This window comes from Bacillus thuringiensis (genome assembly GCF_001182785.1).
Lineage (GTDB): Bacteria > Bacillota > Bacilli > Bacillales > Bacillaceae_G > Bacillus_A > Bacillus_A thuringiensis_S.
This window is the reverse complement of sequence record NZ_CP012101.1, coordinates 173,049-198,121: the sequence shown is the minus strand read 5'-3', so window position 1 is coordinate 198,121 and position 25,073 is coordinate 173,049. Positions and strand designations below refer to the sequence as shown.

Below are 25,073 nucleotides of genomic sequence, written 5' to 3'. Positions count from 1 at the left end.
CTATGCATCTAGTTTTAAAGATTATACCAAAGAAATGGCTCATCACTTTAGCACTACTTGTGATGGGTCTTTTTTCTTTTCTTTTACTTGGAGTAGTAAGCATTTTTATTGCGGCAATGGGGAGTGATAGTGGAACAGACACGGGTGATATTACGTATACAGGTGAAGGGCAAGTCATGAATGTTTCGCCCGAAGTTTTGAAATGGGAACCTACGATTCGGAAGCATGCGAAAGCCTTTGGTGTAGAACCTTTTGTTGCTTTAATGCTTGCTCAAATGATGCAAGAGAGCGGAGGACGTGGTAGTGATCCGATGCAGAGTTCCGAAGGCGCTTTTAATACGAAATATTGTAAATCACCAAACTGTATTACAGATCCGGATTACAGTATTTGGGCTGGTGTACAGGAGTTTAAACATGCGATAGAAAGAGCCGGAGTAACGAGTCCAGGGGACATGGATCATATTAAAACAGCCCTTCAAGCATATAATTTCGGGACAGGATTTTTTGATTTTGTTGGCGCAAATGGTGGTAAGTATACGAAAGAATTAGCCATCAAATTTTCACAACAACAATATCAAAAAGTGAAACACACAGGAATGTACCATTGCCTTAGACCAGAAGCCGTACCATATCAAGCGTGTTATGGCGATATTTTGTACGTTGACGCAGTTTTAAAATATTATCAGCCGGGTTCTGTTGTTTCTGGCGGAGGAGGAAATCCAGGAAGTGGCGGAAGTAGCGGTTCAAAAGTTGCCGATGTAGGTCGCCAATGGATAGGGCGTTCTACCTATGTATTTGGTGGAGGACGTAACACAAATGACATCGCAAGAGGGATTTTTGATTGTTCAAGTTTTGTACGCTGGGCATTCGAACAAGTAGGAATGTATACCAGTCCGATTGGCGCTGTAAGTACGGAAACATTAAATAAAATTGGTACAAAAGTATCAGCAAATGATATGAAACCGGGTGATGTTATTTTCTTTGATACCTACAAACATGACGGACACGTTGGTATTGTAATTGATAAAAATACCTTCATTGGATGCCAAACGAATAAAGGTGTTTCTATTGAAGATTTAAATAATCCGTATTGGAAAAAAGTCTTTTCTGGTCATGTAAGAAGGTTCTAAAAACCGAAAGAATAGGAGACTAAAAGAATGAAAGATAAACGAAAATCTTTGTTTATTGTGTTTGTCATTTTAGTTGTAGGTGTGACAGCTTTTAATATCTATTTGAGTAAAAAGTCAATGAGTGATGGTAAAGAAAAACAGCTAAAACTTTCAAATGAATTACTAACAAAACAAAATGAAGACTTAAAAAAACGACTGGATAAGGTACTTCCTTCCGCACAAGAACAACAGAGAAGGGCGTATTTATCGACAGCCGAAACGTTTATTCAATTATCATTTCATCGAGAAAAAGAAGGCTACAGTGAGCGAAAAGAAAAAGCAAAATCCATTATGAGTGAAGAACTATTACAACAATTTTATCCAACTGATAGATACGAATTAGGAGATACGTATAAAACGAAACCAATAGAAATGAAGTTTTATTTACAAGAAAATGAACCCGATAAAGAGGAGGTCAATGTGTTAGCTGAATTTATAAATGTCACGACAGATTCAACGCAAAACCGAGAAGAAAAAGTAAACAATGTGTTACGAATCATCATGAAAAAAGAAAATGAAACATGGCGAGTTACAAGTGTGGAAGAGTTAAATATGAAAGTTTTATAACAAAAAAGATGGGGTGAGAGTGTGATAGGAGCGATTGGTAAGAAGAGTGAAAGAATCAATCTAAGAAAAAATAAGTCGTGGATCTACTTAACAATTATCAGCTTTCTATTTTTTGGTTTTTTCGCTTTCTTGACATCAAAAATTTACATGCCAAACGATGAAAAACTATTTCATACAGAAACAAATAAAGTAATTAAGTTGTCGGGTATGGGGAAATTGATTGTAGAAAAAAGGGAATACAATCCACACAAAAACTTTATACAAATTTACTTTCGATTAGAAGGATATGAGGAAACAGGATATACATTTAAAGCGCAGCAAAAATCAAATCCAGGTGTTCAATTACCTGTCAAAGTATTGTATGAGGAGAACGGAAAATACGTTGTAGAAGTAAAAGACTTATCTCCGAATTGGGGAGCGTTAGCTTTTGATATTTACAATAAAAATAGTGAGAAAGAACAAATGGATATTCGTAAATTTACACAGGATGTGAACGAATATGAAGAAGAAAATGTATCAACAAAAAGTCCAAATAAATTAGTTCAAACGATTTTTACCGATCAAAGAAAAACAAAAGCGAATGACGAACTGATAGCTGAAGATAAAAAAACATATGAGCTAGATTTTATAGAAAGAGACAAAAAGGATATCGAAACAAAGATAAAAAATTATGGGAAAGCAATCAAACTAGAAGAAGAAAATGCGAAGACAGTTTATGAAAAAGTAAAAGAATTACAAGATGAAATGAAGTACCAAACGGAAGCAGAAAAAACAGAAACACAATCAAAAATAGCATCCTTAGAATCTAAAATAAAATCATCAGAAAAGAACGTGGAATTGTTTAAAGGGGAACAAAAAATTGCAAGAGATAAGATCAAAAAGTTAGAGCAAAAGGCACAAGAAATTAATAAAAAGTAAAAAAAGTCATGTCGTCAGTGAGTACTCACCAGTGATATTTGAGTACTCACTGAGTGCTCATCTGTTGGTTTTTGTATCGTCAGTGAGTACTCATCAGTTTAATTTGTGTCATCAGTGAGTACTCACCTAGAGGATTTTCTTGCCCCCATCGTTTCGCTAGGCTCCGCCTAGCCCCACACCCTCGGTGGGGGCAGAAACCCCTTATGCTCTTCTCACTATTTTTTGATCTCTACCCAGAATTGCAGAAAGGAGCCGAAATTGTGAATCTAAAAATAAGAGATATAGATCCAGTTGCCTTAAAGAAAATAGATGAAATGGCAAAGAGAAAGGGAATATCCCGACAAAAATTTTTGAAAGCTCAAATTGAAATGCTGGCATTTTTTCAGCAACAAAATAAAAGGGAAATGGAATTAGAAAATCTCATTGAAAAGAATATCCATATGATGAGTGATTGTTATAGCGCAATGGAAAAAATGAATGAGTTTATTCAAATGATGATGCAGGATGTTGAAAATGAGTAATGAGGTTTCTGTTCAATCTTCCGTCACACCGGGTGTTGTTTTAAAAACGAAATTTGTGTTACCAAGTTCCGATGCGTTTCAGAACTATATTGATTATGTAGATCGGGAGGAAGCGAAAAGTGAAGTAAAGTTGAATCCGAAAATGTTCGAAACGTATCAAGACTATATGGGTAATTCAGAAAAGACATCGGCACTATTTACGGAACACGCAAATCGCTTAACAGAAAGTGAGAAAAAGTCCTTAAAGGAAATGTTTAAAACCGCTCATGAGAATGGAAGTATCATGTGGCAAGATGTCATTTCTTTTCATAATCCTTGGCTAGAGAAACAAGGAATTTATGATGAGAAAACAAAAACGTTGGATGAGAAAAAGTTAATGGATGTAACAAGGCTTATGATGAAGGAAATGCAAAAAAGAGAGGGGGTGGAAAAAAGCTCTATTTGGTCGGCAGCCATTCATTTTAATACGGATAATATTCATATTCATGTGGCAATTGTTGAACCATTTCCAACGAGAGAACGTGGCAAAAGAAAACCAAAAACGTTAGATGCGATGAAGGGTAAAGTCGTAAATAATCTGTTAGATCGTAAGCAGGAGCAAAAACAAATTAATGATCTGATTCGAAACAATATGGTGGGAAGGAAAAAAGAAGATTCCGTTTTTGATTGGCGTAATCAACATTTGAAACCATTGTTTTTACAAATCTATAAACAGTTACCAAGTGATAAAAGACAGTGGCAATATAGCTACAATACGATTCAACCATTAAAGCCACAAATTGATGAATTAAGCAGTCGGTATATTCAACATCATCATAAAAAAGATTACGATAAGTTTCTCCTAAAGTTAGATAAAGAAGTGCAAGTTTTTAAAGAAGCATATGGGGAAGGAAAGTATGATAAGAAGCAATATGAAAATTATAAAACGAATAAAATCAGTGACCTGTATAAACGAATGGGGAACGCCTTTTTACAAGAAATGAAGGCATATGATAAAGAACAAAAAAGAATCCATCACATGAAAAAATCAAAGTCATTTCGAAAATTTCAGCAGAATGTATCTATTCAGTATTCTATGAGAAAAGTGGAAGGCGCTTTTAAAAGTGAATACGAAAGCTGGAAGAACCAAAAGTATTATGAGCGTATGCAAAAAGAAACCGCATATCAAAATGAGAGGGGTTATTAAATGAAAGACTTTCGCATGCAAATTACATTGGATGAAGAAACAGATACGTATATTAAAGACTACATGGAAGAACACAATATAAGATATAACGGTGAAGCAATTGTTAGGATTTGTAGAGAACATCAAGCATCAAAAAATACAGAATGGTCATTGAATTATATTTCCGAAATTGTATCAAAGAATCTACACGATGTGTTGAAAAGTGAACTAACAAAAATTCGTCTTGGTGCAAATAGTGCGGATAGAAATACGCAAATTTTAATTGAGTTATTAAATGGTTATTTCTTTTTAGAGGGTGTAGATAGTCTTATTACGACTGATAAACAAGAGATGGGAAGTGTAAAGATAGCAAAAGAAGTCGTAGCGGAACGGATTAGTAACGCAAGACAAAAACGTTTAGATCATGAGGCATCAAAGAACAATGTAACGTAAGCTACATTGTTTCTTTTTATAAAAAAACAGGAGGTTAGTAGGATGTTATTATTTCGTGAAGATATCGCATTAGGGGTCATTAAAGAGGTTGGAGAAGGTGAACTTGTTTTACTTGTAAAAGAGGATGAACTAACAATTAAAATTACACGAGAACAGGAGAAAGAACTTGCAGTTCATGTTATGAATCAAGAAAATATGTTAGTTCCGGTTAATGTAAAAACTCATGAGCTTTTCTTTAATACAGCTGAGAGATGGAATGAAGAAGAAATGGAGGAATTACAAAAAGCGAGTGAAAGTGTAGGAGAAGAATATGAGTAAAAGTTATAAGAAAAAGTATCAAAAGAAATCACCGGAAGAAAAAAGAGAAGAGGTTCAAGCTTTAACAAAAAAGATGGAAAAAAACGTAGAAGGCTATTTTCGTACACCAGAAGATATGAAAGAATATTTAACGTTTATGGCAAAGTTTTATAAATATTCACCACAAAATGTTTCGTTAATACAAGCACAATTTCCAGGAGCCCAAGCAGTGGGCTCTTTTTCTTTTTGGGAAAAAGCGGGCTTCCCTGTTGTTACAGGCGTAGGACATAAAGGAATTAAAATTCTTGTTCCAAATAGAACTGTAGCAAGATTTAAGGACAAAAAAGGGACATGGAAATCCGTTACAAAGGCAAACGAAGATGAGAAAAAACAAATTGAATCTAAAAGTGTAGAAGTGAAACCAGGTCGCTTATATTTTGCTGTTGGTCATGTGTTTGACGTGTCTCAAACAAACGCTAAAGCGGAAGATCTTCCTCGTATTTTTCCGAATCGTTGGCTAGAAGGGAGCGTTACAGATTACCAGAGTTTGTATAAGGGAATGGAAGCTATTGCGGAAAAAAACGATGTGAAAATTATTGCGCCAAAATCAGAACTGGGTGTCGCAAAAGGTGTGAGCTATCCCTTAACAAAAGAGGTTGCGTTGAATCCTAGAAACAGTGAATTACAAAATGTCAAAACACTTCTTCACGAATTGGCGCATGCCAAACTTCATACAGCAGAGACACGTATGAATTACACAGCACCAGAAAAAGAGTTTCAAGCAGAAATGACAGCTTATGCCGTGTCTTCTTATTTTGGGATTGATACAAGCGAATATTCGTTAGGATATTTAGCGAGCTGGACACAAGGAAAAGAAATGAAAGATAAAACGAAGTTGTTGAAAGAAGTACATGAAACTTCGATTGAATTTATTGAGACAATTGAAAACACATTAGAAAAGGAAAAAGAACAAATAAATGAAAAAGAGGTGGAAAGTATGGCAAATGAAAATGAAAAACAGGACGAAAAAGATATTTTATTGGTGGAATTTATGAGTTTAAGTAACGCGAAACAAGAGCTTGTTTCTGTTACGGAGCTAAGGGAACAAGCGGATAGAAAACGAGCGTTTGAGCCCATAGAAGGCGCAGAAAAATTGAGTGATAAAGAATTTATTGATGCATTTAACGTGGCAAATCAAGAGAAGTATGCAGCATTAAATCAGGATGAAATTACTCGTCCAACTATGTTAATTCAATGGAGCGAAAACGAAAATTTTAAGGGTAGTCAGTTGATTCCATTTGGAGAGGCCAATGAAAAAATGGCTGAAGTCATTAAAAATATTGAAAAAGCAAAAGAGGAAGCAAGAGAAAGGGATGAATACGTACCATATGATAAAACTCGTTATCATATTGCCATTCCAAAAGAAGTAGATAGAGATTTTGGGAGAATGGAGCTTGTGAGTATGGATCGTTTGGATATGGGGGATGGGGACTACAAGACACCGTATGAACAAGTATTAAACGAGAAAAGGCATTTATCGGATGAAGTAAAACAAGCGTTACGAGATGAAGTGATGAATTATAGAAATAACAAAGAAATACCGATGGAAAAAGCACAAGAAAATCCATTAGAAAAACCGAAAGAGACACCCAATCAATTAGTTACAATTGAAGTATTAGCAAATGGTATGCAAGATGAAGAACTGGCAAGAATCCACATGATGGATGCCGTTACGAAAGATATAAATTATTTGTCTGTATGGAACCAAGATAAAACAAATCGGGACGATTTATATGTTTCACTCATGGAAAAGAACGGGAAACGAGAAAACGTCTATTTAGATAACATTTTGAAACCAGATTTATATGAAAAGGCTCAAAGTTCTATCTTTGATGGAAGAGGAAATTTGTCATTTGTTGTTTATGAAAAAGATGTAAATATGAGTCTAGATGAAATCGTAAAAGATGAACGATATGGACTCTTAGTTGATAAAGCGGAGGCACAAAAAGATTACTCATTTAATGAAAAAGAAGTGGAATTATATAAAGAAATGAAAAAGGAAGGATATGCACCTATTGCTTCTCTAAATCAACAAATTCAGCCTTTAAAAGAAAAGGAGCCAACTACATTAGATAAAGATTTAAGCCGAAAATTCGAAGCATACAGACGTTCACAATATGAAGAGAAACCAGACAATATTGATAGCATTGTCACTCGTGTAAAAGCTGAAGAGCGGTATTATACAACGAAATATGTTTCGATTGATAATGAGCTGGTAAGCCAGGAACACGTAGTGAAATTAGAAAATCAGGTGGATGAGAAGCTTGGAAAAGAAGGAATAACAGTGAATCAGTCTACAACTTCAAAGGAAATGGATTTTGATAAAAATTTTCAGCAATTAAATGGAAAAAAAGCGAATGATAAAGAAAAAGATAAGGAAATAGATCCTGGGAATGTAGATCAGTCGAAAACTACAAAGAAATCAGGTAGAAAAAGAGAAACAATGGAAATGGAACGATGAAAAATTTTATAACAGGAAAAGCAGATTAAATCATTTTTTGTTACTCAATTGAGAAAACGAAAAGTGATTTTTTTATATCTAAAAAAGAAAGGGGGGAAAAGTAAAAGCCCTCTTTCTTTTTAGAATGAAAAGAGTGACTGTATGTATGTTCCTTGTAGTATGGTTTTGCTGAATTTTACATTCTTGTCCACATTAAAGAGGAAACCGAATCAACATAAAATTAAAGTATTTCTCAACCTGAAATTGTATTAAATTTTAAAATTCTCTGTTATTATCAAGTGGCAATATCTGGTTTTAAATAATTTGATTAAAGGGGAGTGGGTAAATCAATGACATTTAAAGTAGGTATGAAGTACATGTTTAAAAATAAAAATAGTAGAAAATATCTAGATATATCAGGGAATCAAACAGGTAATAATGCTAATGTTCAACAATATGAATATCTTGCAGATGCACCTTCTGAAAGATTTTTTCTTCATCCATTAGATAACAATTATTATGCAATGATTAATCTAAACAGCGGTAAAGTTATAGATATATCAGGAAATCAAACAGGTAATAATGCTAATATTCAACAATATGAGTGGCTTGGAGATGCACCTTCTGAATACTGGTACTTCCATCGTGAAGCTGATGGGCATTATGTTATTGAATCAAAACATAGTGGAAAAGTTTTAGATATAGAAGGAAATCAAACAGGTAATAATGCTAACGTTCAACAATATGAGTTTCTTACAGATGCACCTTCTGAAAGATTTGCAGTTGAAGAAGCAGGAAGTGTCTCACTCCCATCGATAAATACGCAACCATTATCACCTGTACCACAATATGAAACAATTAATGACCAACTTCCCGAAGAAACAGAACGTGTGGTAACAGCATTTACAGTAGTTCCGGCTATTGCAGTCAAAGATCCACACTATGGTAATGATACAGCTAAACAAATAAAAGAAAATCCTTATTATATGGTTGTGAAAAAACAATGGTGGAAAAAACAAGAATCTTATGTTTTAGCTCCTGGTGAAACATATAAATACACAACAAAAACAGGTATAAAAGTGACGGATCAAGAAACAGCTACAAAGACAGTAAGTTTGAGTATTGGCGCTGATATGGGTTTTAGTTTTAAAGGATTTTCAGTAGGAATGTCTTCTCAATACTCAACACAATTACAGACTTCTATAAGTCATACAACTGAACAATTAAAAGAGGAAACATGGGATCACGAGATAAAGAATCCATCTTCAAATAGGATGGCGTACTCTAGATATATACTCACTACAGAATATACTGTGCAAAGGAAAAGTGGCACAATCGTAAATTCTCCTTGGACGATGACCGATAAGACAAGAACGCATGCAGTTACTTATCCGAATGCTGAACAAAAAGCATTGAATGAAAATACAAAGCAACTATCCAAAACTCAAAGTGTGAACTAAAAAAATATTTACAAAAAACACCTGATTTCTATACATTGAATCAGGTGTTTTTTATTCCGAAATAAAGGTTGGGAGTACTTTCAAATAGCACTCTCTTTCTTTTTTAGTAAAAACGAGGAGATACCATTAATGTATGGCTGTTTGCGAGCTGTATGTTCCTTATAGCTGTCTTTTTGAACACATTGTTATTATTTGGTGACAGAATAATGAAAAAGCGAAGAAATAAGAAATGGAAGCGTGAAACGGAAATTGCAGATTAATAGGAGGTACTACGTATGGGGGTAACAACTATAAGTAGCAAAAGAGGACTAGGAAACGGAATAGTCCTCTTTTTTATTTCATTTTATAGAGTAAAGGGGGGATTCCGTAATGGCATATGTCAGTGCGGAGGATGCGATGAAAGCAAGAAAAGTTGACTTGATTTCATATCTGGAAGCAAAAGGAGAAACGTTTAAGAAAGAAGGTAACTATTATCGTCATACGGAGCATGACAGTCTCATTATTAAAGGGAATCAATACGCCTGGAATAGTCGGGGGGAAAAAGGATATGGAGCGATTAGCTTTGCGATGATGTACTATGACATGACATTCCCACAAGCCGTGATGGACATTCAGAAGGGGGACTACAAAGAGTTTGATCGTTCAAAAGCTGAAGAGGAGCGCAAAAAAGAGCAGCAGCCGTTTAGTTATCCAAAACACTTAGAGGTGCCGAAGCAAACAGAAATCAAGCGATACTTAATTGACGAACGGAAAATAGATTCTCGCTTGGTGAATTGGTTGATTAAAAAGGATCTCATCGCCCAGGATAAGAAAAATAACGTGGTGTTCAAATGGAGAGAAGAAGGGGGCAAAGGGCAAGTCATTGGTATGAACCGTCAAGGTACAGTCAAAATGGAGAATAAAAGAGGAAGCTTTAAGCAAATTGTCCCGAATTATGAAAAAATCAATGCCGGTTTCACGGTTGATGTAGGTAAACCGGATAAGATTTATTTTTATGAAGATCCAATCGACATGTTATCTCATTGGAGTATTAAACAAAATAATATCCAAAACGCTCGTCTGGTTTCTATGCATGGATTGAAGTCAAAAACAGTGATTCAATCTTTAATGGATGCGAAAAAAGAAGGGCACGATATTAAAGAGGTCATAATGGCAGTTGATAATGATAAGGCTGGGAAAGACTTCATTCAGACAATGAAATGCTTTGTCGATCTTAAAGAGGATATTCCAACGAATGAAAAAGATTGGAACGATGTCCGAAAGAAACAAGTGAATGAGCAACAGGCAAAAGAGACAGCCCAACCAAAGAAAATGAAACTAATTAAAGAGGTGGAGCGAAGTGTCTAATCTACCAGAAATGCCAAACATATTACAAATTTTGATGTATGGTTTTATCCTTTATGTTCTTTTTCGTATTTGTAAATTTATGTACCGGAAGTTCCAGGAACGAAGAATATTAAAGCGAATGGCTAAGTCCGGTATTCGTTATATAGACAAAATGGACGGACATCAATTCGAAGTATACCTAAAAGCTCTCTTTCGAGAGTTGGGTTATTCCCCAACAGTTACAAAACAGTCAAATGATTTCGGAGCGGATCTGGTATTGAAGGGGAAAAATCGTATTGTCATCCAGGCAAAACGCTACGGGATGAAAAATAGAGTCGGCATTAGTGCCGTACAAGAGATATATGCAGCACAAGCCTATTACAAGGCAAATGAAGGCTGGGTTGTAACGAACAGTGTGTATACAAGGCAAGCGAAAGAATTAGCGGAAGCTTGCAATGTAAAACTAATAGATCGTGTAGAACTTCAGAAATTGATTAATAAAATCAATCCCGAATATTCGGCTGAAGATGTATATCAAGGGGTAACGCCTGCAGCACGGAAATGTCCAACATGTAAACATGATTTAGTCGTTCGTAATTCAAATAAAACGGGTAATAAGTTTTTTGGCTGTTCACAATATCCAACATGTACACATACAGAACCAATTAATACATGAGCTGTGATGAAAATCCGGCTCTTTTTGCATTTGTTTAAAGAATGCATGAAAAAAATCAGTTCAACTAAAAAATGACCCTTCAGATTTGCTTGTATGAGGTTTTGAAGGGGTTGTTGATATAATAAGTCATATTTGTTATAAAAACGCATGTAAATGGAGAGAGGGAATTTACATGCGTTTTTAGGTTTTTTAGGGTAAATAAAAAGGGTAGCCATTATTTACGAATTAACCCTTTGTCTACGATCTGAAGAATTGCTTCATTTCGATTCTTCAGCGAACAAATAAAACTTATCTTGAATCGAAAGATTCATAAAAAACGCCATCCTTTCTGTATATTTCTACAAAAAGAATAACGTTTTCTGTGAATTATGGATATAAATATATCTTAGGTTGATAGTGATATGATGTGAATGGTGCTAAAAAAGCATCTCCTAAGTGATTGGTGTATATCGTCATTTACACTAAAAAACAGACTAAATTTGGTCTGTTTTTTTAATTCGCCTCAATTTTTACAGAGCCCACTGATGTTTTCCCGCTAATCTGCACCTTTCCGTTACCTATCGTTATTTCTTTATTTTCTTTTCCGAAAATCTGTACCTCTCCTGTATCAGCGGAGCCTTTCACAACAGCATCTTTTGGCATTTCCTTCAGCTGAATATTGACATATCCTGTTGCCGAATCCGCCTCAATACTATATTGCGGATTATGCTGCGTCACCTCTACACTTCCTGCTTCCGACTCTGCACGCACTTTTCCTTCTACTTTATGAAGAACAATACCTCCCGCACTTGATGACACTTTTACATTCTGTGCTTTCATTTCCTTCATTTTCACGCCGCCAGCAGCTGAATGCGCAGATATATCTTCACTTTGGATATTTTGCATTTGAATCGTTCCTGCTGCTGTCTCTACTTCAATTTTATTATATACACGTTCAGGCACAATAATTGTAAGGCTTTCGTCTTTTGATTCAATTATATGTTTGCTTTTCGTTTTTATTTTCACTTGCAGCATTTCACCGTTCTCATTTACGTCTAACTTTCGCTTTTCCTGATCACCGTTATACCGAACTTCAAACAAATCAGTCTTTCCTTTTTCAATTACAACATCTCCACCATCTGTATCAACATTAATGCTTTTGATTTGCTCATTTTTAAATTGCTTCTGTTCCAATTTCTTTGTATCAGTTGATCCATTCGCAGTTTTCATAAAAAAGGCTGATTTTGTAAAAAATAAACCGATTCCTCCAAGCACAATACAAACAATTGCAATCAATACAATTTTCCTCATCTCATCTACTCCCCTTTTAATACTTATAAATAGCTTTCTTAAATGAATTTCATCATATCTATATTTGTAATTTCATAGCCTAACTTTTCATATAATCCACGAGCAACTTTGTTATGACCAAAAACATGAAGTCCAATTTTTTTCATTCCTAATTCTTTAGCAATCACTTCAATTTCTTTCATTGCCTTTTTACCATATCCTAACCCTTGATATTGCTCAAAAATAATAAAGTCATAAATAAAACCTTCCTCATTACTTGTAGGCGATTTTTGCGCAATCCAAATCATTCCAACTAGATTTTGATCATGAAAGATAGAGTATAAATAATTGTACTCCGTTTTTTCCCCTTTTGGTAACAGCTGATCAAATTCTATTTTGGACAAGTTAACAGCTTGATCTTCACTCCAATTTCCAGCAGCAACCTTCTCTTTCGCATAATCTTCAATCTCATTCTCATAATAACGCTGAAACTCCTCTTCAGCCATAGACTTTAGTGTAATCACGTATTTCTCCTCCCGCTATGTTAATTATTCTTTATTTTAAATTTTTAATCTGAGTCGTGCAAGCAACAATCCCTGAAAAATGCAGAAAAAATTCCAGAGGCGCGCAGCTATTTTTTTAAATGTTAATTTTGGTATTTCCAGAAGATAAAGCATTTCGCGAACGATAATTTTCACCTGTGAATGCAATGATATGAGCATGATGGACCAAACGGTCCACCAATGCAGAAGTTAGCGGGTTATCACCAAATGGGGATCCCTATAAGAACAACTGATAATACAATTATTGATTTGTGTCTCTCCGATTTTCCCGAAATCTTCGCTATTCATAAAGGATTTAGTGACAAACAAATTAGAAAAATATATAACTGGAACTTATAGGTCTATATAAATAACAAATTTAATTAATGGAGGAATGAAGATTGATGTATCTGAGTGGAAAGCATTGAAAAAAGAGAAAAAGTTAAAGCTATTGCGCTATGCGATGTTAGAAAGTAAGTATAAGTATGCAAAATAAAAGCTCTTTATTTGCAAAAGCAAACAAAGAGCAAAAGTCTGAGTGACCGTAGAAGAAAGAAATTGACTGATTTCTTTCCTATTTATTTTAACACATATAAAGATATTAAGAAAAGGGGCATGTAGAATGGAAGAAGGTCGTATTTCCTTTCAGCAAGAGGTTAAAGAGTTTCTTATTATGATGGTCTGTTTTTGATTCATTATGTTTCTCATGTATAGTGAAAGCCTGTTACAATAGAATGGAGTCGAAAGTCTAAATACCCTTAGGTAGCTCTCATAGATATAAGGTCTATGGGGGCTTTTTTAACACAATACACATGAAATTTCACGTACTGTAATATTAAATGAAAAATAAAAACATACTTGATAGTATACATTTAATTTTTTATGCCTAATCACTCCGCTTAATGGATTCGGCCTCGTCTGTTTTGGATACTATTATGTATGAAATAGAGATATTATTTTTATTTTGGATAGATTTCTTGCGAAATATGTACCTAGGGCCGTATTTCAATTAAAATGTGATACGATAGTTATATATATGCATTTAGATGGTAAAAGGGGATGAGTGTTGTTGAAAAACCATATAAAAGTAAATGGAAAACTCCATCAGACAAATAAAAAGTAGTCACATCTCCGGCAAAAACAAAAAGATCACATTTATAATTGGTTACGTAGGGAATACATACAGTTTGTAAGAACGCATCATCGAAAGCCTAAAAATACGAGCATGATGAGATTCTTCATGAAGTGATGAATCAAATACAAGAACGTGAAATTTGGATTCCATATAGTGAAGTAAAAAGATACTATGTAAGCAAAATAGGAAAATGGTTTAGAAAAATAGAAGGTGAATGGGAAATACAAATGGACAACAAAGAGATACAGCAAGCATTAAAAGAAAAGTAGATACACTAAGGGGGAGTATTTCATGTATAACTTACAAGAAGATATATATGAACAATTGAAAGAAAAGGGGAAGTTACTGTATTTTTAATGAATGGCGTTCCAATACGTGGGCAGATCCTTGCAATGGATAAATTCACCGTTCTTATGATAGTTCAGGGTAAGCAACAACTAGTCTACAAGCAAGCTATTTCCACAATTCTTAAGTAATTCTAGTTCCTTTTTCGAAGAAAGAGGAACTAACAAAAAAAGAAGATTGATCTCAATCTCCTTTAGAAAAAGGAACAGATGACAGATTAGTACACCAACTCATAATCAATTATAAATAAGTGTGCATAAATATTCAATACGTTCTGAATTTTCTAAATATTTTTGTCTTATTTTTAAATTATAATATAAGTAATTCTTTTTATTATTATATACTTGTTCTTTCCTATTAAAATTGCAGCCAATTTGATATACTATAAGTAAAATTGCCAGAAGGTGATGAGATTATGTACCAACAACAAAATAATAGGGATCGAGACCAAGAAATGATGTTTTCTATACAAGGAGTCCCAACAAATAAAGCTAACATGAATCAATTACCAAAATGGATTGGAATTTTTGGCTATGGTGCTTTTACTTTTATGGCATTAAGCGGTTTAGCGATGCTTATTTTAAGTATTTTTAGAAGTTAAAAAATATCTCAATTATAAATACAACTAGTATTTAAATACAAAATAAAGAAGAATCCATAATTCGCTGGATTCTTCTTTATTTTTACTTACTAATCCATTTGGAGATAATAGGATAATGAAAATCTTTCTCTTGTAATACATGTAAAATTCCTTTAAGGGGTCCGAAAGCTAATAAAATAGTTAGGATTATATAAATTGGGGCTGTCCACAATATCATGGACATATTACTCATGTTCATATCGGAATGGAACATAGAAAACATTAAAGTCCTCATTACAAAAGTATTCCAAATCAATACAATAATCCAAGTGAATAGCTGATAAACGGCTGTTTCAATAGCAATTATACGAAGTTTTTTTGATTTGAATATGAAATAAAAAATTAAGGGTATATAAAAAATTGTAATGCTAAAAAGAGTGAGAATGATGAAAGATAATAAAGTAATAATATGCATCATAAGTTCTAGTTTTTTTACCTGAGATAAATTCATTTAGACTCCTCCTATATGTAGGCTTGATTCTCTTAAAGTTAACGATAACTCATTATAACACAATATCTAATGTGACAAAAAATAATTTAATTGTTAGGTTTTGTTACATTTTGTATTTAGAAATATGAAATATCCTAACTATTAAATTCGCTGTAACAAGATACTGTATCAAAAATAATTCTTAACATTACTAGTAAAACACCTTTTTGTTACACCGAAATCTCATAATGGAAATAAAATACAGATTATGACCCATTTTTACGGCTGAACCCCTAAAACATTTAGAAAGCTAATTCTATCTATATATTAAGAAAGAATTAGCTTTTTGGTATTTATTTTTCTTAGCGTGGGGTTTTTCCGAAATGCTGGCGGTACCCTATATGGGGTCACCATATCAAAAAAAGAAAATTGTACGTTTAGACACAATTTGGACACAAATTGACTGGTTCCCTGTACGTTAAGGAACCGGCTACTTAGTTTGCTATTTTTTGATATAATTTCTTTCGCGTAATGGTCTTAGGTTATTAAAATTTGTTTTTTCATTCAAGTTCCAAACATAATCACCTGTCAACGTAATATGTTCCCATCCAAGTGGAGATATATGTTGTAAATATTCTTCTGGAATGTCCACGCCTTTTGCACGTAAAGCATGTACTGCATGTGATATATATACCGTATTCCATAATACAATTGCTGAAATAAGAAGTTGCAAATCACTTGCTCTATGTAATTGATCCTCATAAGAACGATCACGAATTTCCCCTAATCGATTAAAAAATACAGCTCGAGCAAGTGCATGTTTTGCTTCACCTTTATTTAAACCAACCTGTACACGTCTCCTAAGCTCAGGACTCTGCAACCAGTCTAATGTATATAAAGTTCTTTCAATCCTTCCTATCTCACGCAAATTTACAGATAAGCTATTCTGCCTTGGATAGGCCGCAAGCTTTTTGAGAATCAGAGAAGCTGTGATTGTTCCATTACGAACAGAGCTAGTTAATCGTAATAAGTCATCCCAATTTTCTCTTATTTTCTTTGTATGAATTGTTCCACCAATCATAAATTCTAGATGCGGTTGATTTACAGGCTTTTCAAAAGTATAAATTTTATTTTTACTAAACGTTTTAATTCTAGGAGCAAATCGAAATCCTAACATATGACACATGGCAAAAACATGATCCACAAAACCTGCTGCATCCGTATAATGTTCTTCAATTTCCAAATCTGTTTCATGGTATAGTAATCCATCAATAATATGTGGAGCTTCTTCTGAAGAACTAATCACTTGTACATAAAATGGGGCGTATTGATCTGAGATATGTGTATAAAAACTTAACCCTGGATCCCTACCATGCTTTGCATTTACTTGTGCCAAAGGGCTAGACTGACCATCAGCTCTAAAGAATTGTCCATCAGAGGATGAAGTTGAACCATCTCCCCAGTGAGAAGAGAATGGGTATTTATGCTGAAAATCAGTGATTGCTCCAAGAGCTTTGGAGTAATTTTCATCTCTTATATACCAATCCGATATCCAAGCTAATTGTGAATAAGATATATTTGGACATGCATCTGCCATTTTTGAAAGACCAAGATTAATTCCATCAGCCAAAATAGCTGCGAATAATACCGATTTATCCTTTGGCTCAGTTTGGGTATGAAGATGAACAAAATGTTTGCTAAATTGAGTCCAGCTATCTACTTCTACCAATAGATTTGTTAATTTAATGCGCGGTAATACACTATAAATAAGTCTAGTTATATCTTCGACCTCATCTGGAATCATTTTCTTTAAAGATGCAATTTGTATTTTATCTGCATAGATATCAACATCTGGCAATAATTGATTTTGAATTAAATGAGTTACCTTAGAGAGCTGCTCTTCCATTAACTCAAATCGTTCCTGTAAATACTGATCTATATTGGTTGGAATTGTTAGTGGAACTTGGTTTTTCTCCTTTAATTCTTTCCACTTTTCTTGGGGTAAAAGATATTCTTCAAAATCCTTATATTGTCTACTTCCTATGACCCACATGTCCCCAGAACGAAGATGATTACATAATTCTGAAAAGATACCAAACTCATAGTAATGACGATCAATACCATTTTCTTTAATCACATGCTTGAACCATTTCGATTTGAGAAAATCCATCGGAGCTGTTTCAGGGATTTTTCTTTTTCCTGTTTGGTTTATTTCTTTCAACATCTCTAGGGCCTGAAATAAAGTATGGCTCGCTTTAGAGGCTTTAAATACATACGTACTTAATAATCTAGGTGCAAACTTCCGAAAATGTCCATAATGATTATCTAGTAGATCTAAATAGTCAAATTCTGCTGGTCTGGATAGTTCTTCAGCCTGTTCTACTGATTGTACAAATTGTTCTCATGAAATGATAGATTGTAAAGATTCAAATGGGTCTTGTTCTAATTTTTTTTCTTCAATTAAAGCCTTTTCAACTTTTGCGTATAAACGAACCTTTTCATTAATTGCTTTTCCATCCTTTTGAAAATGTTCCTTATGTTTCTTTTCTCCACGATTAAACATTCTACCCATTAGTTTCTCAAGCATCTCTATTCCCTGATCTGTTAAAAAAGCATATATATGAATGAGAAAGGCCATAAGAGTTGCATGTCGTTTGAGCTCATGAAACCTGGATAAATGTTGATTGGAATAACGTGATCCTTCACGTGCCATCTGTAGCAATCGATTCTGATGCACTTCTCTGCCGTTATCTAAAGGTAAATTTAATTTTTGGATAAACTCTATTCGATCCATAATCTTGTGAAAGTTTTTAACAGAAACAACACCTGAAGGTTGTCGAAGCCATGATAAATACGAAAACTTGTATCCTTTTCCTACACTTAATAACTTGTCTAGTTGCTTACATTGAGAAGAAATAAGGTTTCTTGTTAATTGTTTGAAAATTTTTCTATGTGCTCGTTCACGTACAGCCCATGCTAAATGTTCAACTGCATATATGGCTGGAAGAATGATTTTTCTTTTCCTCATTTCTGTAATAAGAGCATCTACTAAAAGATGGCCTTGATCTGTTTTCATTGCCATTGGGAGGAGCCAACGTGCTAGCTCTCGACGAGTTGTATCACGTCCACGTGCATAGTTTGCTATAGCTGAAGGTAAAATCCTTAATTGTTTAGCAATCGTATGTACAATAAAATCTGGTACTTTTTCATTTGCCGATAATGGTCTCCCAGGAAATCGTAAGTAAGCAATTTGTATGGCAAAACCTAATCGATTGGCAGCACCGCGTTGTTTATTTATAATTTGCAATTTTTCATCAGATATTGTGTAATATCGTAGAATTTCTCTCTCGTCCATATGCTCAGGAACTTCATAAAAGTATTCCCTTTGTTCTACAGTAAGAAGCTCTCTCGTTTTCAACTTCCCATTTCTCTTCGTATAGTTGTAGTATTTATTGTAGGGGCGGTTAAATATTTCAGAAATTAAAAGTATTCATATTTAAGTAGATAAAATATATATGATAGAATGTGCCTAGTTAACAGTTACATATGCAACTGCCATCGCCCTCCTATGCTAAAGGGCTCCTCTTTTCATTGCGTTTCTATTTCGTCCGCCTTAACATGTATTGAGGTTTTTTCATGAAATTATATGCAAACAAAAAGAAAAGCGAGCTCTTTTATCTCGCTTTTCTTATATACAAGGGATTTAATGACAGATTATTTATAGTATACAATAAATATGTACTACATATATTCATTTTACTATTTTCTCAATACCGATTTTGATACTATTACATTATTTTTATTATTATATATTTACTATATGTTTTTTAGACTAAAAAACATACGGACGCAACTCTTTATGTTAATTAGACTACGTGGTTTTAAGAAAGGATTGTTGGTAGAATGGTATTTACAGATTTAGAACGCTCTTTACAACAGGGGTTTCTCACTGATATTCGAGGAATTGTTCGTACGCTTCTTCAGGATATGGACTATGTTGCTGTAGAGGAAGATAAATCTTTTATTACGGATGCGTTTGTTGAGCAAGTAATTGTCTATATAGAAAAAACACGTTTTTTTCAGAAGTGGATAGAAGTGAATTTTTCTATTGTTGAGCTAACAGAGCTATTGCAACAGATGGAACACTCTATGCGTAGAAGAAAGTCTACATTAAGACAGCGGAACTATTTTAACAGTTTACTATATGATTTAAGTCTGCGAGAAGATATTCCAAAGGATTATTTATGTATGAAAAAAAGACTATTGCAATTGGAGCATCTGAAGGAACAGCAGAAAAAAGAAAAACTTCAAAATTCGGTCTCTACGAAACAAATTAAAGTATTAAAAATTTCTTGGAGGAAAACGTTTGGACACGCAATAGAAATACCAGAGAATATAAAACAGAGTGAATTAAATGAGTTATTTAGTAAGATACAAAGAGGAAATAGGGAGAATTTTGAGGAATAATATAGTTATAAGAATATAGATACTTAGATGAAGCCCTTGCATATATAAAACATTGGCGGAACAAATAGATGATATTAGGATATAAAAAACGTTCATCCAAAAAGGGGAAGAGATTATGCCAAAAGCTTTCTATATGGATATTGAGTATTACGAGAGACCTGCAGATATATTGCGGATGCTTGGACATCCTATGCGTTTGATAATCGTTCGAGAATTAATTTCGAAAAGTCCATTAAATGTATCCGAGTTACAGAAGTTACTACGTGTTCCACAATCTACAATGTCACAGCAGTTAATAAAGTTAAAACAGTTTAAAATCGTTTCCTATGAGCGAAAAGGAAATGAGGTTTATTATATAGTGAGTGACGAAAAAGTGATTGAGGGCATGAAGAGAGTAGAAAGTTTGCAACAGTGGACGTAAGAAGACCTGGAGAATATTTCTACAGATTGAGATAAACTTTTTTATAGTATATATGGTTTTAAAATAATGAAAACGATTACGCGATATGTGGAATATTCTATTTGTAAAAAAAGGAGGGCATGCTTATGAAAGCAACAGGTATTGTACGAAAAGTAGATAATTTGGGACGAATTGTAATACCAAAAGAAACAAGAAAAACTTTACAGGTGGAAACAAGCGATGCTTTAGAATTTTTTGTAGAAGAAGATGCGATTGTTCTACAAAAATATACACCTCATGGTACTTGTCCTATCACAGGAGAAATATCTTCAAGGAATGTAAAACTAGTAGGTGGAAAGCTGACGTTGAGTCCAGAGGGGCTAAAACAACTGTTAGCTGAACTAGAACAATACAAAGTAACTGTATGAGAAGAATAGGGGGAGAATTCATTGGAAACGAAATTACAATTATTTCAAAAGGATAGAGGTAAGAACATACTATTTTCACAGGAAGACTTATTACAAGAAGCGTTTCAAAAGAAGAAGGATATCACGTTAATCCTGTTAAAAGGACTACATATAAAAGGAATAATAAGAGGATATGATACTTTTTCTATTTTAATAGAATATGAGGGGAAACAACAGCTTGTATATAAACATGCAATCTCCACGATTCGATTCTAAAGCCCACGGACAGGATGTTCACACATTTTCCGGTACCTGACCCCCTTAGAAAAATAACTAAGGGTATAACTTTTATGTTATAATTTAATACTCAGCCAATATTTATACTATACAACGACGTCTAAAATAGTAACTGAAAAACCCAACCCTATTCTATATAGATATGGGTTTTTATACTTCTAGTTTATCATATAAAACCCAACATGAAGCGGAGAGAATGGCACTATGTATCCTAAGTTTTTTGATAAAATGGCCTTTTCAAAAGAGCATAAAGATTTATTAATTCAGTTGTATAATAAAGAAATTACAAGAAATGAGTATAATCGTGTATTAAACAATCTATATGAGACAAAGCCTAAGGTAAATGAAAATAAGAACCCAGATAAAGTGCTGGGTTCTGCTGCAAAGTTTTTTTAACAAATAAAAAACCTGGTATGATTACAGTTTACTCTTTTTTCATAAATATTACTCCGATTTGAAATATGAAAGTAAGACTTCTAAAATGTTAGGTCTTAGAAGTCTTAGATTTTCCATATAGGGGTCTTGCAATATTATCTTTCTTGTCCTTCTGTTTGATTCGCTTGGAATTCCATTTTCATCGTAATACTATCTCCCTGGAACATATTCTGATCCATATTATTATCTTCGAAGATAAATTTTATCCAGAACCAATCCATCTTACCCGCCTTTAATCCACCCGTCTCTGCCCATTTTGCAAGGAATACTTTATGAGACGTGACTTCCGGATTTTGTGATTTTAATTCTGCAAGAGTTGTTTCGTATACAGGACTTTTAGCTGGATCCCAATCCCAAAGAAATTGTACTTTAATATGTTTACCGAAATCGTCTTCCTGATTATCTCGTTTTAAATCGTTTACGGTATAATCCACTTTCATTAAAACATCTTTAATATCTAATGTACCACTATTTTTTAAATTGAATTTCTTTAAAATTTTATCCCCAGGTTTTAAATTATCTAAATTGAGAGAAGTGGTAGGCTGCATAGCAAGATCTAATGTCCCCGCGGCTAATGTGTTATTCGTCACAACTTGATCACTAAAATACGCATATGTCCCCCCACCAATTAAAGATAAACCAAGAGCGGCTGAAACGACTCCCATACCTAATTTCTTTTTCAAAGACATGTTTTATTCCTCCCTATAGTATTTTTCCCTATTAAATCAAAAACCTTTCCTCATACAGGTGTAACATAAATTTGAATTTTTTTATTGATTATAAGATACACCTATATTGAAAAAATCACAGGAATATTCTTTATGTATTAGGATCGCGTGTCCGTCGACATAAGAAACTTTATTTCCCCAATTATCAAAAAATCATATTCTTTCTAAATAAGTTAAATAGAAAGAGCGAAGAAGTAACCGATAAAAAAGAGACTAAAAAAAGACTAAAAAAATATTTCGTAGTCTCCTTTTTGATTTTACTTATTGAACCATAGCAGATACGATTACAGTAAATTCAGAGGTAGCATTATTAGGGTTAGCAATATAAAGAGATCTTTTTGATATAACACTTGTCCGATTGCCACTTAATACACCAGGGAAATGAGTAGGGTCCGTTGCAGCGGACTTATCTTCCATTACATTAAAGCTAATAAAGTCCGGATCTCCGCCTCCTATAACCTCCCATTTCAAATATTTTGTTCCTACAGGAAGATTCTCAGTACTAAAGTTGCCACTTGAACGATTTTTCTGTCCTGGTTGTGGCTCTTTACCTGATCTTACTCTTGCAATCTCTACTGTCGCTTTTGTTTCCATATCCATTCCCCATTTCATAAAAAAGATATTTTTAATCAGGTTACTACAGCAACCTAACTAAAATATACAATTTGTAGAAAAAAATGGGTATTGAGAAATATTACGGTGTCGTTATTCATAAATTAAAGCATATATGTTTATGCCAACTAATGATGTAGCATTCCGAACATTATCAATATACATTGCTTTATTTTGTATCACTTCAGTTCGATTTTCGTGTAAAACATCACTAAATATAAGGTCATCTATGTCCCAGAATTTATCTTCCATTACGTCAAAAAGAATATCATCTACATCACCACTGCCTGCTAATTCCCATTTCAAAAAACTCGTGCCTTCGGGTAAAGTAGCAGTGCTAAATAACTGACCTGGATATATAGTTGCTACCAATTGCCTCTTTTTTATCTTCATGTTCATTAGCCCCTTTTCCAATAAGCATCATTTACTAAAATATATATTTTTTAGAGGTATTTAGGTATTGATAAAATCTACAGAATACTTTTTATTGGTGAATGCGAAAACATAAAGATAGTCTAAAAAAATTACTTTATTAGGTTGAGTTTTTTTAACCGTTTAAAAAGGTACACGTTCATTTCGAAAATAATAATTTATCCATTCCTGAAGACGCAAAAGTAGATAGAATCATTGATTTGAAGGAAAAAGATAAATTATACCTATATAATTACTATAAAACTATACCTGAACCTGTACGTCCTAAATATCACAGCAATGATCCGTTATTTGTTGCTTTTGATTTTACCCGGGGGACATACCACTGGAGCTATGAGGAGGATGCACCAAAATTTTTAACCGCAATCTCAATACAAAAAATGATTCGTTTAGAAGTGAAACGTGCTAATCTCCGAAAGGGAATTTCTGCTCAATATTTTCGGAATACCTTTATTTTAAGGAATATTCAAGGGAATACTCCGCCTGATCAAGTCATGCAGCAAATAGGATTTAAATCTGATTTATCCTTAAAAAGATATTATGATTACCATAAACGAACGATAGAAAATACAGATTCACACCCTTCACTTAATATATAATTTTTACACACCTATAGAAAAATAATGAATTAAATGAATATCGAGGTTTAATAATGAAAAAAAATGAGGAATCGTATTATATCCATCAATACACTTTACGAGATGGTACCACTAAATCTATTAAAATTGAATCTTGGCGCTCACTAAAAGATGAAATGAGTGTTTATCAAGACCTAAATCCAAAAAATACTTAAAATATCACGATCCTAACATATTGTATATGACTAATATGTTAGGATCATTTATTTTGGGTATGAGTTTTGAAACTAAATTTGAATAGTATTTTTCTCAATCTGGATAGAAATAAGTAAAATACCATAAACGGTCGTTTATGGGAGTTGTTGAATAAAATTCAAAACTAGTCATAAAAGGGCCTAAAAACATGAAATATCAAAATAGTTTAAATTAAGCGTTTTGATATTTATGAAAAAAAGTTGACTAATATTTTATTCATAAGTATTATTACGTTATACGATATATCGTATAACGTAATAATTGAAAGGAGCTGAATACAAGAATCATGAGTTCAATTGAAAGGTTTTCAGAACCTACATTATTTATTTTGATCAGTTTAGCTGAGGGTAACAAACACGGGTATGCGATTATGGAAGATATTGAAAAATCATATGATATTAAAATTGGTCCTGGTACTTTATATGGTGCAATTAGTCGTATGGAAAAGCACAAACTTATTGAAGCAATTTCCTCAAAAGATAGGAAAAAACCTTATCAAATAACAACTGAAGGCAGAGAATACTTACAAGAAAAATTAAAGGAAATTGAGCATGTCACCAAGTTAGGTTTTCAGAGGTTGGGTCTGATATGAAATGGCTCATTAATTTGTATCCTAAAAAATGGAGAAAACGCTATGGAGATGAGTTTTTATATATTTTAGGGAAAAGGGAACTCTCTTTGAAAGAAATAATTGATGTATTTATTAATGCTATGGATGCAAGATTATTAAATTTAGTGGAGGAGATTATTAATATGGATAAAAAAATTCGTGATATTATGCTTCATTCTGTTTTTAATCGTTTCTTAATCGTTGGTTCAATAATTCTTTTAGGATTATTAGGTGGATATTTTATTGCTAATTACACCCCTTCAATTTCAGAATTATCATCTAAATCCTTATTATTGATTGGCGTTGGTTTGGGAATATTTGTTGGCTATGTAATTGGTTTGGTAAGAGGAATTATGAGAGTAATAAAGGTAACTCAAAAAGAAGATGTATTTTTACCTACAGGGAAATTAAAGTTCGATAAATTAGAAAGTTAAACTTT

At 33.4% G+C, this 25,073-nt stretch carries 25 protein-coding genes and 5 pseudogenes; 22 read left to right on the top strand and 8 right to left on the bottom strand.

The annotated features are described in order from the left end of the window. Positions 1-2 precede the first annotated feature (2 nt). The 11 genes from AC241_RS30440 to AC241_RS30390 all read left to right on the top strand — a co-directional run bounded on the left by AC241_RS30440 (position 3) and on the right by AC241_RS30390 (position 11,052). The gene (locus tag AC241_RS30440) at positions 3-1,130 is read left to right on the top strand and encodes a bifunctional lytic transglycosylase/C40 family peptidase (RefSeq protein ID WP_000550845.1); all 1,128 of its coding nucleotides are present in this window, start codon (positions 3-5) and stop codon (positions 1,128-1,130) included. A 27-nt stretch (positions 1,131-1,157) separates the two neighbouring features. After that, a complete protein-coding gene (locus AC241_RS30435) occupies positions 1,158-1,736 on the top strand; it encodes a hypothetical protein (protein WP_050845521.1) in 579 nt (192 codons plus the stop codon). Between the two features lie 21 nt (positions 1,737-1,757). Next, entirely contained in the window at positions 1,758-2,654 is an 897-nt protein-coding gene (locus tag AC241_RS30430; RefSeq protein ID WP_050845520.1) for a hypothetical protein, read from the top strand. Between the two features lie 260 nt (positions 2,655-2,914). Continuing rightward, the gene (locus AC241_RS30425; RefSeq protein ID WP_002104153.1) at positions 2,915-3,175 is read left to right on the top strand and encodes a hypothetical protein; all 261 of its coding nucleotides are present in this window, start codon (positions 2,915-2,917) and stop codon (positions 3,173-3,175) included. Next, the gene (mobP2, locus tag AC241_RS30420) at positions 3,168-4,361 is read left to right on the top strand and encodes a MobP2 family relaxase (RefSeq protein WP_050845519.1); all 1,194 of its coding nucleotides are present in this window, start codon (positions 3,168-3,170) and stop codon (positions 4,359-4,361) included. Before AC241_RS30425 ends, mobP2 begins: the two co-directional genes overlap by 8 nt. Next, a complete protein-coding gene (locus tag AC241_RS30415; RefSeq protein WP_000651369.1) occupies positions 4,362-4,793 on the top strand; it encodes a hypothetical protein in 432 nt (143 codons plus the stop codon). It begins immediately after the preceding gene. A gap of 42 nt (positions 4,794-4,835) precedes the next feature. Then, positions 4,836-5,111, top strand: a complete 276-nt coding sequence (locus AC241_RS30410; protein ID WP_050845518.1) for a hypothetical protein — start codon at positions 4,836-4,838, stop codon at positions 5,109-5,111. After that, positions 5,104-7,611, top strand: coding sequence for an LPD25 domain-containing protein (locus AC241_RS30405; protein ID WP_050845517.1), 2,508 nt, complete (start codon positions 5,104-5,106; stop codon positions 7,609-7,611). The genes AC241_RS30410 and AC241_RS30405 overlap by 8 nt, the downstream gene beginning before the upstream one ends. Positions 7,612-7,940: 329 nt before the next feature. After that, positions 7,941-9,050, top strand: a complete 1,110-nt coding sequence (locus AC241_RS30400; protein ID WP_050845516.1) for an RICIN domain-containing protein — start codon at positions 7,941-7,943, stop codon at positions 9,048-9,050. Positions 9,051-9,419: 369 nt separating this feature from the next. Beyond that, positions 9,420-10,397, top strand: a complete 978-nt coding sequence (locus AC241_RS30395) for a DUF3991 and TOPRIM domain-containing protein (protein ID WP_050845515.1) — start codon at positions 9,420-9,422, stop codon at positions 10,395-10,397. Continuing rightward, entirely contained in the window at positions 10,390-11,052 is a 663-nt protein-coding gene (locus tag AC241_RS30390; RefSeq protein ID WP_050845514.1) for a restriction endonuclease, read from the top strand. Before AC241_RS30395 ends, AC241_RS30390 begins: the two co-directional genes overlap by 8 nt. A 492-nt stretch (positions 11,053-11,544) precedes the next feature. On the opposite strand, the gene AC241_RS30385 is transcribed toward AC241_RS30390, so the two are convergent. From AC241_RS30385 to AC241_RS35480, 3 genes and pseudogenes are all read right to left on the bottom strand, one after another. Continuing rightward, positions 11,545-12,342: a DUF4097 family beta strand repeat-containing protein gene (locus AC241_RS30385; protein ID WP_050845513.1), complete on the bottom strand. Its 798-nt coding sequence runs from the start codon at positions 12,340-12,342 to the stop codon at positions 11,545-11,547. Positions 12,343-12,380: 38 nt separating this feature from the next. After that, a complete protein-coding gene (locus AC241_RS30380) occupies positions 12,381-12,845 on the bottom strand; it encodes a GNAT family N-acetyltransferase (protein ID WP_050845512.1) in 465 nt (154 codons plus the stop codon). A 115-nt stretch (positions 12,846-12,960) separates the two neighbouring features. After that, positions 12,961-13,092 (bottom strand): annotated as a pseudogene (locus tag AC241_RS35480) (ATP-binding protein); the annotation flags it as partial. Positions 13,093-13,932: 840 nt separating this feature from the next. Here AC241_RS35480 and AC241_RS35475 point away from each other — a divergent pair. The 3 genes and pseudogenes from AC241_RS35475 to AC241_RS30365 all read left to right on the top strand — a co-directional run bounded on the left by AC241_RS35475 (position 13,933) and on the right by AC241_RS30365 (position 14,944). Beyond that, positions 13,933-14,267: pseudogene (locus AC241_RS35475) on the top strand (transposase). Between the two features lie 22 nt (positions 14,268-14,289). Continuing rightward, positions 14,290-14,474, top strand: a pseudogene (gene hfq, locus AC241_RS30370) (RNA chaperone Hfq). A 284-nt stretch (positions 14,475-14,758) separates the two neighbouring features. Continuing rightward, positions 14,759-14,944, top strand: coding sequence for a hypothetical protein (locus AC241_RS30365; protein WP_050845511.1), 186 nt, complete (start codon positions 14,759-14,761; stop codon positions 14,942-14,944). A gap of 82 nt (positions 14,945-15,026) precedes the next feature. Here AC241_RS30365 and AC241_RS35470 read toward each other — a convergent pair whose 3' ends face one another. Together AC241_RS35470 and AC241_RS30355 are read right to left on the bottom strand one after the other, a co-directional pair. Further along, on the bottom strand, positions 15,027-15,434 hold the full coding sequence (locus tag AC241_RS35470; protein ID WP_050845510.1) for a hypothetical protein: 408 nt from the start codon (positions 15,432-15,434) through the stop codon (positions 15,027-15,029). 481 nt (positions 15,435-15,915) lie between these two features. Beyond that, positions 15,916-18,831: pseudogene (locus tag AC241_RS30355) on the bottom strand (Tn3 family transposase). A gap of 485 nt (positions 18,832-19,316) precedes the next feature. Between AC241_RS30355 and AC241_RS30350 the strand changes: the two are divergent. The 5 genes from AC241_RS30350 (at position 19,317) to AC241_RS30330 (ending at position 21,380) form a co-directional block, all read left to right on the top strand. Continuing rightward, positions 19,317-19,880, top strand: a complete 564-nt coding sequence (locus AC241_RS30350) for a hypothetical protein (protein WP_050845509.1) — start codon at positions 19,317-19,319, stop codon at positions 19,878-19,880. A 115-nt stretch (positions 19,881-19,995) separates the two neighbouring features. Next, entirely contained in the window at positions 19,996-20,301 is a 306-nt protein-coding gene (locus AC241_RS30345; RefSeq protein WP_050845508.1) for an ArsR/SmtB family transcription factor, read from the top strand. A 125-nt stretch (positions 20,302-20,426) separates the two neighbouring features. Continuing rightward, the gene (locus tag AC241_RS30340; RefSeq protein WP_050845507.1) at positions 20,427-20,708 is read left to right on the top strand and encodes an AbrB/MazE/SpoVT family DNA-binding domain-containing protein; all 282 of its coding nucleotides are present in this window, start codon (positions 20,427-20,429) and stop codon (positions 20,706-20,708) included. Positions 20,709-20,729: 21 nt separating this feature from the next. After that, positions 20,730-20,963 (top strand): RNA chaperone Hfq, encoded by a 234-nt coding sequence (gene hfq, locus AC241_RS30335; RefSeq protein WP_050845506.1) that lies wholly within the window; start codon positions 20,730-20,732, stop codon positions 20,961-20,963. Between the two features lie 225 nt (positions 20,964-21,188). Continuing rightward, on the top strand, positions 21,189-21,380 hold the full coding sequence (locus AC241_RS30330; protein ID WP_000283266.1) for a hypothetical protein: 192 nt from the start codon (positions 21,189-21,191) through the stop codon (positions 21,378-21,380). Positions 21,381-21,514: 134 nt separating this feature from the next. Here the strand turns inward: AC241_RS30330 and AC241_RS30325 are convergent, their stop codons facing one another. From AC241_RS30325 to AC241_RS30315, 3 genes are all read right to left on the bottom strand, one after another. Beyond that, entirely contained in the window at positions 21,515-22,108 is a 594-nt protein-coding gene (locus AC241_RS30325) for a TasA family protein (RefSeq protein WP_050845505.1), read from the bottom strand. Positions 22,109-22,408: 300 nt separating this feature from the next. Then, positions 22,409-22,741, bottom strand: coding sequence for a hypothetical protein (locus AC241_RS30320; RefSeq protein WP_050845504.1), 333 nt, complete (start codon positions 22,739-22,741; stop codon positions 22,409-22,411). A 111-nt stretch (positions 22,742-22,852) separates the two neighbouring features. Further along, positions 22,853-23,152, bottom strand: a complete 300-nt coding sequence (locus AC241_RS30315) for a hypothetical protein (RefSeq protein ID WP_050845503.1) — start codon at positions 23,150-23,152, stop codon at positions 22,853-22,855. A gap of 170 nt (positions 23,153-23,322) precedes the next feature. Here AC241_RS30315 and AC241_RS30310 point away from each other — a divergent pair. From AC241_RS30310 to AC241_RS30300, 3 genes and pseudogenes are all read left to right on the top strand, one after another. Beyond that, a pseudogene (locus tag AC241_RS30310) lies at positions 23,323-23,790 on the top strand (site-specific integrase); the annotation flags it as partial. A 520-nt stretch (positions 23,791-24,310) separates the two neighbouring features. After that, positions 24,311-24,616, top strand: a complete 306-nt coding sequence (locus tag AC241_RS30305) for a PadR family transcriptional regulator (RefSeq protein WP_050845502.1) — start codon at positions 24,311-24,313, stop codon at positions 24,614-24,616. Beyond that, the gene (locus AC241_RS30300; protein ID WP_050845501.1) at positions 24,613-25,068 is read left to right on the top strand and encodes a hypothetical protein; all 456 of its coding nucleotides are present in this window, start codon (positions 24,613-24,615) and stop codon (positions 25,066-25,068) included. The genes AC241_RS30305 and AC241_RS30300 overlap by 4 nt, the downstream gene beginning before the upstream one ends. Positions 25,069-25,073 lie beyond the last annotated feature (5 nt).

Excerpts from the sequence above, each read along its gene's own strand:
- AC241_RS30320 (WP_050845504.1), bottom strand. The coding sequence starts at position 22,741 with ATGGAAACAAAAGCGACAGTAGAGATTGCAAGAGTAAGATCAGGTAAA.
- AC241_RS30365 (WP_050845511.1), top strand. The coding sequence starts at position 14,759 with ATGTACCAACAACAAAATAATAGGGATCGAGACCAAGAAATGATGTTT.
- AC241_RS30435 (WP_050845521.1), top strand. The coding sequence starts at position 1,158 with ATGAAAGATAAACGAAAATCTTTGTTTATTGTGTTTGTCATTTTAGTT.
- AC241_RS30400 (WP_050845516.1), top strand. The coding sequence starts at position 7,941 with ATGACATTTAAAGTAGGTATGAAGTACATGTTTAAAAATAAAAATAGT.
- AC241_RS30415 (WP_000651369.1), top strand. The coding sequence starts at position 4,362 with ATGAAAGACTTTCGCATGCAAATTACATTGGATGAAGAAACAGATACG.
- AC241_RS30340 (WP_050845507.1), top strand. The coding sequence starts at position 20,427 with ATGAAAGCAACAGGTATTGTACGAAAAGTAGATAATTTGGGACGAATT.
- AC241_RS30330 (WP_000283266.1), top strand. The coding sequence starts at position 21,189 with ATGTATCCTAAGTTTTTTGATAAAATGGCCTTTTCAAAAGAGCATAAA.
- AC241_RS30350 (WP_050845509.1), top strand. The coding sequence starts at position 19,317 with ATGGTATTTACAGATTTAGAACGCTCTTTACAACAGGGGTTTCTCACT.
- AC241_RS30405 (WP_050845517.1), top strand. The coding sequence starts at position 5,104 with ATGAGTAAAAGTTATAAGAAAAAGTATCAAAAGAAATCACCGGAAGAA.
- AC241_RS30345 (WP_050845508.1), top strand. The coding sequence starts at position 19,996 with ATGCCAAAAGCTTTCTATATGGATATTGAGTATTACGAGAGACCTGCA.
- AC241_RS30300 (WP_050845501.1), top strand. The coding sequence starts at position 24,613 with ATGAAATGGCTCATTAATTTGTATCCTAAAAAATGGAGAAAACGCTAT.
- AC241_RS30305 (WP_050845502.1), top strand. The coding sequence starts at position 24,311 with ATGAGTTCAATTGAAAGGTTTTCAGAACCTACATTATTTATTTTGATC.
- mobP2 (WP_050845519.1), top strand. The coding sequence starts at position 3,168 with ATGAGTAATGAGGTTTCTGTTCAATCTTCCGTCACACCGGGTGTTGTT.
- AC241_RS30440 (WP_000550845.1), top strand. The coding sequence starts at position 3 with ATGCATCTAGTTTTAAAGATTATACCAAAGAAATGGCTCATCACTTTA.
- AC241_RS30385 (WP_050845513.1), bottom strand. The coding sequence starts at position 12,342 with ATGAGGAAAATTGTATTGATTGCAATTGTTTGTATTGTGCTTGGAGGA.
- AC241_RS30315 (WP_050845503.1), bottom strand. The coding sequence starts at position 23,152 with ATGAAGATAAAAAAGAGGCAATTGGTAGCAACTATATATCCAGGTCAG.
- AC241_RS30410 (WP_050845518.1), top strand. The coding sequence starts at position 4,836 with ATGTTATTATTTCGTGAAGATATCGCATTAGGGGTCATTAAAGAGGTT.
- AC241_RS30395 (WP_050845515.1), top strand. The coding sequence starts at position 9,420 with ATGGCATATGTCAGTGCGGAGGATGCGATGAAAGCAAGAAAAGTTGAC.
- AC241_RS30325 (WP_050845505.1), bottom strand. The coding sequence starts at position 22,108 with ATGTCTTTGAAAAAGAAATTAGGTATGGGAGTCGTTTCAGCCGCTCTT.
- AC241_RS35470 (WP_050845510.1), bottom strand. The coding sequence starts at position 15,434 with ATGAATTTATCTCAGGTAAAAAAACTAGAACTTATGATGCATATTATT.